Origin of the sequence: Spirosoma sp. KNUC1025 (genome assembly GCF_045160025.1) — a bacterium.
GTDB lineage: Bacteria > Bacteroidota > Bacteroidia > Cytophagales > Spirosomataceae > Spirosoma.
Map to the genome: position 1 here is coordinate 6,363,524 of NZ_CP087139.1, position 13,647 is coordinate 6,377,170.

Sequence of the window (13,647 nt, forward strand, 5' to 3'; positions counted from 1 at the left end):
AGACACTCAATTTGTGGTGATTCAAGACAAATTTCTGATTCCTAACTAGCCCTACGATCTACAGATTACCATGACTAACCCCTACGTGATTGGCGTTGATTTTGGCAGTGATTCGGTAAGAGCCTTAGTCGTTAATGCTCTTACTGGCCAGGCCGTCGGTACGCATGTACACGAATATACCCGCTGGAAACAGGGCCTATACTGCAACCCGGCCACCTCCCAGTTCAGGCAGCATCCACTTGATTACCTTGAAGGTCTGGAAGCGACCATTACCGGCGCGTTGGCGCAGGCACCGGCCGAAGTACGGCAGCAGGTCGTCGGTGTTTCGATTGACACGACCGGGTCAACCCCCTGCGCTGTGGATGAAACCGGCTTGCCCCTCGCGCTACGTCCTGACCTGGCCGAAAACCCAAACGGCATGTTCATTCTCTGGAAAGACCACACCGCCAATGCGGAAGCCGATGAAATCAATGATCTGGCGCACCATTGGGATACCGATTATACCAAATACGTCGGGGGAATTTATTCGTCGGAATGGTTCTGGGCCAAAATTCTCCGGACTCTACGGGTCGATGAAGCGGTTCGGACGAAAGCCTTTTCCTGGATTGAACACTGCGACTGGATATCGGCCGTACTGACGGGCAACACAAACCCGCTGACGTTACGTCGGTCGCGTTGTGCGGCTGGCCACAAAGCACTCTGGCACAGCGAATTTAATGGATTACCCTCTGACGAATTTCTGACGCGGCTTGACCCATTGCTGAGCGGACTACGCGACAGGCTCTTCACCGATACGCATACGGCCGATCAGTCGATGGGGAAACTTTCTGCCGAATGGGCTGAAAAACTGGGGCTCTCGACCGACGTAGTCATCGGCGTGGGCGCCTTCGATGCGCACATGGGTGCCATTGGCGCCGAAATCGAGCCTTATGCCTTCGTTCGCATTATCGGTACGTCTACCTGCGATATTCTGATGGCGCCAAATGAAGAAATTGGCCACCGGCTCATTCGGGGAATTTGTGGTCAGGTGGATGGGTCAGTAGCACCGGGAATGCTCGGTCTGGAAGCCGGACAATCTGCCTTTGGCGATGTTTACGCCTGGTTTGCCCGCCTGATTACCGGCCCCGTGCGGGACTTACTGGGCGATGAAGCCGCCGATACGCTAAGCCGTCGCCTGATTCCCCATCTGTCGGATCAGGCTGCTACGTTACCCGTCACGGAAAACGACGCAATTGCCCTCGACTGGATCAATGGTCGTCGGACACCCGATGCCAACCACACCCTTAAAGCTGCCATTGCCGGTCTAAATCTGGGTACCGATGCGCCTAAAGTCTTTAAAGCGCTCGTCGAAGCTACGGCTTTCGGCTCCCGCAGCATTGTGGATCGCTTCATTCAGGAGGGTGTGCCCATCAAAAAAGTGATTGCCATCGGTGGTGTCGCCAAGAAATCGCCTTTTGTGATGCAAACGCTGGCGGATGTGCTGAACAAACCCATCCAGGTCGCCAGCGCCGATCAGGCCTGTGCACTGGGAGCGGCCATGTGCGCGGCTGTGGCAGCCGGTGTTCATCCGACGATGGAAGCCGCTCAGCAGGCCATGGGCTCTGGCTTCGATGCCGAATACCACCCTCGACCTGAGCAGGCCACTACGTATGAAATCCTCTATCAGAAATACCTGAAGCTGGGCGAATTTATTGAAAACAAACAGGGCGTTAGTTCTTCTATTACAACACAATATGCTTGATTTAAAAAAGTACGAAGTCTGGTTCGTCACCGGTAGCCAGCATTTATACGGCGAAGAAACGCTGAAACAGGTCGATGCGCACTCGCTCATTATTGCCCAATTTTTCGATAAGTCGCCACAGGTGCCGGTGCGGGTCGTTTTTAAACCCGTTGTGAAAACGCCGGACGAAATTTACGCCATCTGCCAGGAAGCGAACGTAGCGCCTAACTGCGTGGGTATCATTACGTGGATGCACACGTTTTCACCCGCCAAGATGTGGATTCGCGGGCTGAGCGTATTGAAAAAACCAATGCTCCATCTGCATACCCAATTTAACCGCGACATTCCCTGGGGTGAGATTGACATGGATTTTATGAACCTGAATCAGTCGGCGCACGGCGACCGGGAGTTTGGGTTTATCATGTCGCGGATGCGGCTCAACCGCAAAGTGGTGGTCGGTTTCTGGCAGCAGGATGACGTAGTGGCTAAAATTGCGTCGTGGGCTCGCGTTGCCGTAGCGGCTTACGAGCTGAAAACCATGAAAGTCGTTCGCTTTGGCGACAACATGCGGCAGGTGGCCGTCACAGACGGCGATAAAGTAGCGGCCGAAATGGTGTTTGGTATGTCGGTGAATACGCACGGCATTGGCGACCTAGTCGCGGTAATCAATCAGGTAACCGATGCCGAGATTGATCAGTTGGTGACCGAGTACGCTGACAGTTACACGCTCATGGAATCGCTGCTGAAAGGCGGAGCGCAACACAGTTCGCTACGTGACGCGGCCAAAATTGAAATCGGGCTGCGGGCATTCCTGCAGGATGGCAACTTCTCGGCCTATACCGATACGTTCGAAGACCTGCACGGCATGACTCAACTGCCGGGTATTGCTTCCCAGCGCCTGATGGCGGAAGGCTATGGTTTCGGTGGTGAGGGCGACTGGAAAACCTCGGCGATGGTTCGCACGCTGAAAGTGATGGCGTCGGGCTTACCAGGCGGCAACTCGTTCATGGAAGATTATACGTATCATTTCGACCCGGTTAATCCGCTGGTTCTGGGGTCACACATGCTCGAAATCTGTCCATCTATTGCAGCCGACAAACCAACCTGTGAGATTCATCCGCTGGGTATTGGCGGAAAAGCCGATCCGGTTCGTCTGGTATTCAACGCACCAGCGGGTCCGGCGATTAACGTATCGTTGATCGATATGGGTAACCGGTTCCGGATTCTGGTCAATGAAGTAGAAGCGATAGCGGTTCCTGAAGCGCTGCCCAAACTGCCCGTAGCCCGCGCCATCTGGAAGCCCCTACCCGACATGCAAACCGGCTGTGCCGCCTGGATTCTGGCCGGTGGCGCTCACCATACGGTTTATAGCCAGAACCTGACAACCGAACACATCGAAGATTTCGCCGACATTTTCGGAGTCGAACTGGTCGTAATTGACCGCAACACGAACCTGCGTCAACTGAAAAACGAATTACGCTGGAGCGAAGCAGCTTATAAATAGAATGATTGAATGATTGAATGATTGAATGATTGAATGATTGAATGATTGAATGATTGAATGATTGAGTGATTGAGTGATTGAATAAAAACAATACGTCAACTATTTAATCACTCGATCATTCAAAATTAGATAACTATGAAAAAACTCTTCCTAACCCTTCTCTCGGCCAGCATCAGCCTGATGGTCTCGGCTCAGAACAAAGTGACAATTAAGGCAGATGAGGGCAAACACCAGATCAGCCGCCACATCTACGGCCATTTTGCTGAACACCTGGGCCGGTGCATTTACGATGGTTTTTATGTGGGTGAGAACAACGCGAAAGTTCCCAACAAGAACGGTGTTCGTCTGGACGTAGTGACCGCCCTGAAAAAGTTAAAGATCCCTAATCTGCGCTGGCCAGGCGGGTGTTTTGCGGATACGTACCACTGGAAAGACGGCATCGGGCCGAAAGCCAAACGGCCGAAAATCGTCAATACGTGGTGGGGTGGCGTTACAGAAGACAATAGCTTCGGTACGCACGACTTCCTGAATATGTGCGAATTGCTGGGTACGGAACCGTATCTGGCGGGTAATGTCGGCAGCGGCACGGTTCAGGACCTGAGCGAGTGGGTGCAGTACGTCAATTTCGAGAAAAACAGCCCCATGTCGAATCTTCGGCAGCAAAACGGTCGGGAGAAGCCCTGGAATGTCCGTTACTGGGGGGTGGGCAACGAAGCCTGGGGTTGTGGTGGCAACATGAAGCCTGATTACTACGCCAACATCTTCCGCCAGTACAGTACGTTCATGAATAATCGGGTTGGTAACGAACGGATTTTCCGGATTGCTTCGGGCGCCAGCGACAACGATTACACCTGGACCGAAACGCTCATGAAAAACATTCCGGGCTCGCTCATGGAAGGCATCGCCATGCACCACTATTCGGTACTGTCGTGGGGTGAGGGCAAAAAAGGATCGGCTACGCAGTTTAGCGATCAGGAATATTTTAAAACGATGCAGCAGGCTCTGCTCATGGACGAGCTGATTGAGAAACATTCGGCCGTTATGGACAAATATGATCCGGAGAAAAAGATTGCTCTGATTGTGGATGAATGGGGTGGTTGGTATAACGTAGAGCCGGGCACGAATCCGGGCTTTCTGTATCAGCAAAACACCATGCGCGATGCGGTACTGGCCGGTGCTACGCTCAATATTTTCCATAAACATTGCGAACGCGTCCGAATGGCAAATCTGGCGCAGGCTATCAACGTACTGCAGGCGGTTATTCTGACCAAAGGCAATAAGATACTGCTGACGCCCACGTACCACGTATTGGAAATGTACAACGTTCATCAGGACGCGACGATGCTACCCGTTGACATCAAATCTGATGATTTTAAATTTGAGAACGAAAAACTGGCGGCCGTATCGGTTTCAGCCTCACGCGATAAAGCGGGTAAAGTGCATATCTCGCTGGTAAACATCGATCCAACGAAACCCCAGGAGATTTCGGTCGATCTGAAAGGACTGAAAGGAACAGGCATTACCGGACGTATCCTGACTTCAGCCAATGTCCGCGACCACAATACGTTCGAAAATTTAACCAAAATCAAACCCGTCGCTTTCAACGGCGCCAAACTTTCCGGCGATAATCTAACCGTAACTCTGCCGCCCGTTTCGGTGGTAGTTTTGGAACTCTAATGATTGAATGATTGAGTTGTTGAATGACTGAGTACGTAGCATTCAACAACTCAATTATTCAACAACTCAATCATTCATAAAATGTACACGACCTTAAAGGAAGAATGCTATGAAGCCAACATGCAACTGCCACAGTTGGGGCTGGTGTTGTTTACGTTTGGCAATGTCAGCGCCGTTGACCGGGAGCGGGCTGTGTTTGCCATCAAACCAAGTGGCGTACCGTATGAAGCCTTGAGACCGCAGGATATCGTTATCTGCGATTATGACGGGAAAATCGTGGAGGGAACGATGCGCCCCTCATCCGATACCAAAACCCATGCCCTGCTCTACAAAACCTGGCCGAAAATCGGGGGCATTTCACATACGCACAGTACGCATGCCGTAGCCTGGGCGCAGGCGGGTATGGATATTCCCATCTTCGGAACGACCCACGCCGACCATACGCATCAGGATATTCCCTGCGCTCCGGCACTGACCGACGAGATGATTCAGGGCGATTACGAATACGAAACGGGCAATCAGATTTTTGATGTGTTCGCCCAGAAAGGATTGCTCTACAACGAAATGGAAATGGTATTGCTGCAAAACCACGGCCCATTCACGTGGGGAAAAACGGCGGAGAAGGCCGTGTACAATTCGGCTGTCCTGGAAGAACTGGCGAAAATGGCCTATCTGACCCTACAGATCAACCCCAATACGCCCCGCATTAAAGATACGCTCCGCCTGAAACACTACGAGCGCAAACATGGTACCAATGCCTATTACGGACAAGGCTGCTAACCGTCGATGAAACGTACTTATTGGCTCTGACGACGTACCGGTTTTTCCTGAATGGCGCATTGATGCCTGTGGTGGGCGCGGTGTCCGTGGTGTCAGGTTTGAGAACCTGACACCGTGAGGTTTCTCAAAACCGAACGCGGTTAAATCCCATTGCTGTGTCAGGTTTGAGAACCTGACACCACAGGCTTGTAGGCGTTCCGGATAATGCCTAGTTTTGAGCGATTCCTTTATTTCCCAAACCCATATTAATTCATGAAATCTGTTTCGCAATTTCTGTCGCTAACCCTTCTGCTGACCTCTTTACTGATGACATCCTGCAACTCCAAAAAAGAAACCACTGAACAAAAGCCTGTCATTGAGAAAGCACCTTACGGCCAGTTGCCGGATGGACAAACGGCTGACTTATACACATTACAAAATGCATCGGGAATGACCGCCCAGATCACTAACTATGGTGGAATCATCGTGTCGCTGACGGCTCCCGATAAAAATGGAAAATTTGAGGACGTTACGTTAGGGCAGGATTCGCTGTCGGCCTACGTCAAAAATAACCCGTACTTCGGGGCGCTGATCGGCCGGTACGGCAACCGCATCGCCAAAGGAAAATTCACGCTCGATGGCAAAACGTATTCGCTGTTTATCAATAACATGGGCAATCACCTGCACGGTGGCAAAGTCGGGTTCGACAAAGTGCTCTGGAAAGCAACGCCCATCGAAGGCGAGGAACCGGCGCTTAAACTGAGCTATACAGCCAAAGATGGCGAAGAAGGCTATCCCGGTAATCTGTCGGTGGAAGTGACGTATACCCTCCAGAAAGATAACGCCCTGAAGATTGATTATCAGGCGACTACGGATAAGCCAACCGTAGTGAACCTAACGAACCATACGTATTTTAACCTGACCGGTGGGGCCAAACGCGATATTCTGGACCATGTGGTTACGTTGAACGCGGATAAATTTATACCTGTCGACAAAACCCTGATTCCGACGGGTAAACTGGAGCCGGTAGCTAATAGCCCCTTCGACTTTACCAAGCCAATGGTGGTTGGGTCACGTATCAACGATTCAACGAATACACAGATCAAATACGGTGGCGGGTACGATCATGGCTGGGTGCTGAACGGTTCGGGCGATTCGCTGAAACTGGCCGCTACGGTGTATGAGCCGACCAGTGGCCGCGTCATGGAAGTGCGCACGACCGAACCAGCCATTCAGTTTTATACCGGCAATTTTCTGGACGGCACCGTAACAGGTCGTGAAGGCTTCCCCTACAAAAAGCGGTACGCCCTCTGCCTCGAAACCGAACATTACCCCGATTCGCCAAATCAGCCGTCCTTCCCGACTACCGTACTGCGCCCCGGTCAGACCTACAAAACCACGACGATTTATCAGTTCTCTACCCGGAAAGAGTAGTCTATTCTTGTAAACGAACGGTGGTGACCGGTTCTGGAAATGTGCTCCTAGAATCGGTCACCACCGTTCGTTTTTACGGATCAATGGCACACGTATCGACTGGTATTCATTTGTTTATTAATAGCTATCGTTTTACATTAGTGGGTCACCCGTCCGGTAAATGAGACGTTTTATCCAGCTCTTACTAGTCCTGCTAACCTGTTCGCCACTGGTAGTGCATCTGGCGGCTCAGCCATTACATAACCAGCCCGTCGTTACGCTTACCGACCAACAGGATCAGCTTTCGCTGGAGGGGAAACTGACGTACTTTCGGGATTCGTCGGGTATCAGAACGGTCGGGGACGTTACTCAATTAACGGGTACGTCAGCCTTCCAACCGGTCACGTCGCCCGTTCCAAATTTTGGCGTCATTACCGCTGCGCAACGAGCAAAGCCCATCTGGTTGCGGTTCCGGATGGAGAACGCGGCCCCACAGCCGCAATCGTGGCTTGCCGAAATCGATTTCTGGTGTTTCGACGAACTCCAGTTGTTTATTGTCGATGAATCGGGTCATCTCCTGTCAACATCGCCGGTCGTGGGCTGGAAAACGCCCGCTACGCAACGGCTTCGACACCATCGCTATTTCTGGTTTCCGTTTACTGTTCCGGCCCATCAGCGCGTAACGGCCTATTTACGGGTGTTAAAGCATCGGGGTACCCAGATTGTTCCCATCGAACTCGTTCGGGAATCGGCTTACGAACTAACCGTACAGAAAAGTTACCTATTCTGGGGAGGTATCGTATTTACACTGACGTTTGTGGCGGCAATGAGCCTGATCTTCTTTCTGAATACGTTCAATCATGTTTATTCAAAATACATTTTCTGCTTACTAGGCTTAGTCGGATTTTTCATTATCAATAACGGGTTCATGAACCAGTTTGCGTTTCAGGAGCAATTCTGGATGCCCCGTCAGAACGTTTATTTCCTGTTTCCGCTCGTTCTGTTCTATTCACAGCTCATTTTCGTTCGCGCCTTTCTGCCGTTACGATATACGCAGTCGCGCAGGCTGCACACCATTGGAACAGTTGTACTCTGGTGTGGTCTGGTGTGCCTGCTTACCCTGACCGTCGAATGGATTGCTCCCCTATCACCTACCGTCGAACTGGTGCTGGTACGGATATTCACTACGTTTTATTGGCTTCCCATGCCGGTCATTATAGCCTATATTGTCATCAGCATCGTTCGGCAATACAATGGCCGGGAAGCCTGGTTGTACTTAATTGCGATAGCTCCTTTCTATACCCTGAACCTCGGGCTTGTTTTTGCCAATCTCGGGTTGCTTCCTACCTACAAAGCCGTTGCCAATTTTGCCTATTACGCCCCTGCAGCCTTGTTTGAAGTACTTGTCCTGACGATTGGTTTGGCTTATCGGTATAAAATGGACCGGGATCAGACCGAACGGCTCATTAAAGAACAGACCATCCAGCAGCAACGAACGTATGAAGCGGAAGTACAGACGCTGGCCATGAAAAACAGCCTGCTGATCGAAAAAGAACGTATTGCCCGCGATCTTCACGATAACGTAGGTGCACACCTGGCATTTGTAGTCACGAACCTGAGCCACATCAGCGACCAGGCGGAAAAACAGCCCGTGCTCAATGGCCGTCAGTGGTCGGGGCAGTTGCGAACGATTGTCAAGTACACACGGGAAGCGGTCAAACTCCTCCGCGAAACCATCTGGGCTATCCATCAGGAGAATTTTACGGTTGAAGAATTTTCCGACCGGCTCAATCAATACATCAACCGCTACGTTCAGGAAACGGACGGGCTGCATGTTGACGCGCAGATAACGGGTTCGCAGACACAGCGGCTTAGCTCGGCACAGGTGCTGAATTTGTTTCGAATCGTGCAGGAAGCCCTCAACAATGTTATTAAACACGCTCAGGCCACGCAGGCTACGGTTCAACTGCACGTTCAGTCAGATGGCCATATCAACCTGCGTATTCACGATAACGGACGCGGTTTCAGTTGGCCCAACAGCGCCGTAACAGAACCTCATTACGGACTTCAGAACATGCAAAGCCGTGCAAAGGAATTGGGCGGTACGTTTCGCATGATTGCGGATGAGGGTACAACCGTAGAGGTGCAAGTTTGATAAAGTAAGCCCATCCTGTACTTTTCAGTACCATTCTGCTCCATCCGTTTCAAACCCGGAAGATCGACTTAATCAGCCCGTTTTTACCCGATTCTGCCAACACATAGGCCCGGTAGCTTGTTGTCTGCATGACTATTTACGCGATCACTGTCTCACCGCATGAATCAGGCACTTATCGACCGCCGAACGCTGGGCATTACATTTTCCGACAACGGCGCCTGTGTACGGGTGTGGGCACCCCTGGCCCAATCCGTTGCACTACATCTGTACAAACAGGACGTAACGATCCCACTTACCAACGATGGTAATTACTGGCAGGCTCAGGTGAGCCAGTTACAACCCGGCGATACGTATAAATTTGTTCTGAATGATGCCCTCGAACGACCCGACCCTGCCTCATTGGCGCAGCCTGAGGGTGTTCATGGCCCTTCGCAGGCAGTAGACACACAATCGTTTGTCTGGACGGATACGGGATGGTCTAATCTACCGCTGGAAGATTACCTGCTTTATGAGCTGCACACCGGTACGTTCACGCCAGAAGGTACATTTGCGGGCATCGAAACCCGACTGGATTACCTGATCGAATTAGGCATCAATGCCATTGAAATCATGCCGGTAGCGCAGTTTCCGGGTACGCGCAACTGGGGCTACGATGGCGTTTTTCCATATGCGGTGCAACATTCGTACGGCGGCATTGCGGGCTTACAACGACTGGTTGATACATGCCATCGAAAAGGGCTGGCCGTCGTTCTCGATGTGGTTTACAATCACATGGGGCCAGAAGGAAATTACTTTACCGATTACGGCCCTTACTTCACGACGCGCTACCAGACACCCTGGGGAAATTCACTGAATTTTGACGATGACTACAGTGACAGTGTTCGGCACTATTTCATTGAAAATGTGCTGATGTGGTTTCGGGATTTGCACATTGATGCCTTACGAATTGATGCCGCCCACGCCATCCATGATGCCCGTGAAACCCATCTTCTGCGTGAGATCAAGCAGTACGTTGATGAATTGATGCAGCAAACGGGCCGGCAGCATTATCTGATTGTGGAATCGGATCAAAACGAAACGCGGTTCATTCAGCCGCTGGCTAATCAGGGCTATGGGATGGATGCGCAGTGGAATGATGAATTCCACCATGCGCTGCGGGTAACGGCCGGTGGCGAGCGTAGCGGCTATTACGCTGACTACAACGGCATTCAGCATTTAGCCAAAGCCTATAAAGATGCTTACGTTTATGACGGTACGTATATGCCGCGTCGTGCCCGCATTGTTGGCAAATCAACGGCAGGGCACGCAGGTCGGCAATTCGTTGTGTTCTCACAAAACCACGACCAGATTGGCAACCGGATGCTGGGCGAACGACCGAGCCAGCTGGTAAGCCTTGAGATGCAGAAACTGATGGCCGGAGCCGTCATAAGCAGTCCTTATTTGCCCATGCTGTTTATGGGCGAAGAGTGGGGCGAACTAAATCCGTTCCTTTACTTTGTGAGCCATTCCGACACCAATTTGATCGAAGCGGTACGTCAGGGCCGCAAAAAGGAATTTGCCGCTTTTCAGGGACCTTTCGAAGCCCCCGATGCGCAGGATGAGCAAACCTTTGAACGATCAAAACTCAATTGGACACGACTCAGCAGGGAACCGCACCAGACCCTGTTCCGATATTATCAGACGCTCCTCGCGTTACGGAAACATTCCTCCTTACGCCATCCGGATCGCGAATCGGTAGCTGTTGTGGTCGACGAAGCCCGGCAAACCCTTACCCTCTTCCGTCAACATTCGGAAGCGGGGCAATCTGCGGAAACGGTGGTGTGCCTGATGAATTTTTCCAAAGAGGCCCAGGCGTTTACTTTACCAATCAGTGAGAAAGCCTGGAAAAAACTACTGGATTCGGCTGATCCGCAATGGCTTGGCCCCATAGCGTCTCCTTCGGAAATAGCCGGTAACGGCTCCGTAACCAGTCAGCCAGAATCTATTCTGATTTATACAAATACGTAGCGTTGCCTTTGGGCTTATCCGCCGATTTATGGCCAGTAATCTCCCTGAGTAAGCGCTGAATCGCTATTACGTGCCCAAACAATACAGCCGGGACAATATAACCGGGTAACCAGATATAGGGGAATTTCAGGATACCGACATTGGGCTGATCAAACGCCAGTTGCTGAAACGGTAAAGGCGCCGACAGAATAGCCTGAACAACAATGTTGAGAACTAACCCCAACGAAAGTATATTCCAGAGCAGTAACCCACGCGCCGACAACCGTTTTTGGCGAAACGCGAAATAGGAGACAACAGGCGCGGTCAGCCCCGCCAGTATGTCGAAGTTACGTCCCTCAAACGTCATCAGTTGTGGTATCTGCTGATAAACGTAGAGCCCATAGAGTGTCAGTTCAACGGGCACACGTACCGTATGTAGCAGCGTAAGCGTTGACAAGGGTAGCGTGCTGGTCAGGGCGCGGCCTTTCGTTGTCACCGCCAACCCGGCTATGAGCAGTAAGGGAAGCCCGATAGCCAACAGAAAATGGGGTGGTTTGGCGCTGAGATTTTGAAAAAAGTGATAATAAGCCAGAAAGGCCAACGCTCCCAGCCAGATCACACTTACCGCAAGTAATGCGATGCCCCCCGAATCGACACCTGCCGAACGGCAACGTAAAGCAGGTAGACTGTTGCCAGCGTTGTTCCAGCAAAAAAAATGGCCAGCCAGAGGGGTGTGGCTTCGTAAAGATGAGACAGATCGGGTTGCATAACCTAGTGCTTAATGCAGGCATCAGCGCTTGCAGAAGCAAAGGAAAATGGATTCTGGAACGCCTGGAAGCACAATGTCTCATTAGCCGATGAATGGTACGTAAAAGCAGCATGAATGGTCAGGACGCAATCGACGTCTGCAACCATTTCCGAACGTCAAGGCTGCGATACCGACTGACAGTGACGTCCTGACTGGCCTGTTGTTTATGCAAGGCCGGAACCAGCGAAACAACAAGTTTCCGATTCACATCGTCGTGAACGGATCGAACGGCGCCCAAACCCACGACAAACTGTCGGCTGAGTTGAAAGAAATAACGTTTATCCAATCCGGGTGTTAATTGAGCGAACGATGCGTAGCGCGTAACGACCTGCTGCCCATCAGTTTTGACCAGCAACACCACTCCGCCTGCCGTATAGAAGTAGGCGACCTGCTCAATGGGCAAACGCAGCTGACCGTTGTTTATATCCACTGTAACCAGCGACTGCAAACCCGATAGCGTCTGGTCATTAGCTAGTTTCGGCATGGGTTCGCTACCCGAGATAGTAGACTTGTTTTTACGCTCTGCCATAAAGGCTTTTACCAGATAAAGCCCGGAATAGCCTCCATTCACGAGCGACGCCAGCGTAATACAAACCGCCACCCCTCTGAAAACGATGTACATGACTGGCCAATGGCCGGTATACAGACGCTGAGCCAGCGGAAAAACGAACGCAAACGTTAACAGCGTAGCGCACCCGCCCCAGAGAAATTGATGAATTAACCGTCTGACCGGATTCTGCCCAAAAGGGATACGTACATCCAGCCATCGAAAAACAACCAGATTAACTTCCCAGCAGGAAAACATCACCGTAGCAACCGTCAGAAAATACGGCCACGGAAATCGGTAACCAGGCTGGCCCGGCAACACCTGACTAAAGACAATATGGGATGCGACCATAGCGGCAATAGGCACTACCGCCAGCCGAAGTATCGTATGTTGTCGCCAAGTGAGAGGAGCCATCCCGTATGTGTGGTTTGTCTAAAGCAAATGTAACAAACCATCAGCAACACGAAGAGAGGAGTTAATAATAACGATCCAGTCTAAATGACGTCCTTATAAAACAGTTTGTAACCGGACTTACAACAGAATACTGGACAAAAGTTTAAGCGACATTTTGATACTGCACTCTATTTTACTCAAATGGTGAAAGATAGCCTAAGGCCGAATGCCTCCGTTGCCGGTTATACCGCACCGATTTCTATGGATTAAACAAACGAAGGGGTATAAAATTTGTCCGCCCGGCGGCCCGGATATTTTTCACCCCGACGCACAACAGCGCAAACGCGATGAATTAATTTGTTGCGAACCGCATTGAGCACCAGCATTGCAGGCTTACCCTCACCTAACTTACGCTGATAATAGTTCTGAAGATTGCCCTTCATCTGGATGGCTGACATGGTACCTATGTGAAGCAACGATTTCAGCCGTTTGCGGGCTTGGTGACTCACTCGGGTTTTGCCGCTGGTACTGTCGTGAGAAACAACTTTTGGGTTAGTGTTTTTTCAATATCTTTGACTTACCCAAAGGACAACTCCGCTACGGTGGATTGATCCCGTGTAGTCCCGCTAGTCGGGACTATTTTTTTGTCAGTCTGATCCGGCTTGCTGGTTAATAGGATTTCCTT

11 protein-coding genes are annotated in these 13,647 nt (G+C 51.1%); 7 read left to right on the forward strand and 4 right to left on the reverse strand.

The window, feature by feature from the left end:
• Positions 1–70 precede the first annotated feature (70 nt).
• The 7 genes from LN737_RS27875 to treZ all read left to right on the forward strand — a co-directional run bounded on the left by LN737_RS27875 (position 71) and on the right by treZ (position 11,235).
• Positions 71–1,741 carry a ribulokinase gene (locus LN737_RS27875; protein WP_405514064.1) on the forward strand — a complete coding sequence of 557 codons (1,671 nt, stop codon included), beginning with the start codon at positions 71–73 and terminating at the stop codon, positions 1,739–1,741.
• On the forward strand, positions 1,734–3,224 hold the full coding sequence (araA, locus tag LN737_RS27880; protein ID WP_405514066.1) for an L-arabinose isomerase: 1,491 nt from the start codon (positions 1,734–1,736) through the stop codon (positions 3,222–3,224). Before LN737_RS27875 ends, araA begins: the two co-directional genes overlap by 8 nt.
• A gap of 135 nt (positions 3,225–3,359) precedes the next feature.
• Positions 3,360–4,901, forward strand: coding sequence for an alpha-N-arabinofuranosidase (locus tag LN737_RS27885; protein WP_405514068.1), 1,542 nt, complete (start codon positions 3,360–3,362; stop codon positions 4,899–4,901).
• A gap of 81 nt (positions 4,902–4,982) precedes the next feature.
• Entirely contained in the window at positions 4,983–5,681 is a 699-nt protein-coding gene (locus LN737_RS27890) for an L-ribulose-5-phosphate 4-epimerase (protein WP_405514070.1), read from the forward strand.
• A 252-nt stretch (positions 5,682–5,933) separates the two neighbouring features.
• Positions 5,934–7,094 carry an aldose epimerase family protein gene (locus LN737_RS27895; RefSeq protein ID WP_405514072.1) on the forward strand — a complete coding sequence of 387 codons (1,161 nt, stop codon included), beginning with the start codon at positions 5,934–5,936 and terminating at the stop codon, positions 7,092–7,094.
• A gap of 160 nt (positions 7,095–7,254) precedes the next feature.
• Positions 7,255–9,228 (forward strand): 7TM-DISM domain-containing protein, encoded by a 1,974-nt coding sequence (locus LN737_RS27900; protein ID WP_405514074.1) that lies wholly within the window; start codon positions 7,255–7,257, stop codon positions 9,226–9,228.
• Positions 9,229–9,387: 159 nt separating this feature from the next.
• Positions 9,388–11,235 (forward strand): malto-oligosyltrehalose trehalohydrolase, encoded by a 1,848-nt coding sequence (treZ, locus tag LN737_RS27905; RefSeq protein WP_405514076.1) that lies wholly within the window; start codon positions 9,388–9,390, stop codon positions 11,233–11,235.
• On the opposite strand, the gene LN737_RS27910 is transcribed toward treZ, so the two are convergent.
• The 4 genes from LN737_RS27910 to LN737_RS27925 all read right to left on the reverse strand — a co-directional run bounded on the left by LN737_RS27910 (position 11,210) and on the right by LN737_RS27925 (position 13,471).
• A complete protein-coding gene (locus tag LN737_RS27910) occupies positions 11,210–11,833 on the reverse strand; it encodes a hypothetical protein (protein WP_405514078.1) in 624 nt (207 codons plus the stop codon). The two genes, treZ and LN737_RS27910, sit on opposite strands and share 26 nt — an antisense overlap.
• A 2-nt stretch (positions 11,834–11,835) precedes the next feature.
• Positions 11,836–11,982 carry a hypothetical protein gene (locus tag LN737_RS27915; RefSeq protein WP_405514080.1) on the reverse strand — a complete coding sequence of 49 codons (147 nt, stop codon included), beginning with the start codon at positions 11,980–11,982 and terminating at the stop codon, positions 11,836–11,838.
• A 119-nt stretch (positions 11,983–12,101) separates the two neighbouring features.
• On the reverse strand, positions 12,102–12,983 hold the full coding sequence (locus LN737_RS27920; protein ID WP_405514082.1) for a LytTR family DNA-binding domain-containing protein: 882 nt from the start codon (positions 12,981–12,983) through the stop codon (positions 12,102–12,104).
• A 245-nt stretch (positions 12,984–13,228) separates the two neighbouring features.
• A complete protein-coding gene (locus LN737_RS27925; protein WP_405514084.1) occupies positions 13,229–13,471 on the reverse strand; it encodes a hypothetical protein in 243 nt (80 codons plus the stop codon).
• Positions 13,472–13,647: the final 176 nt, after the last annotated feature.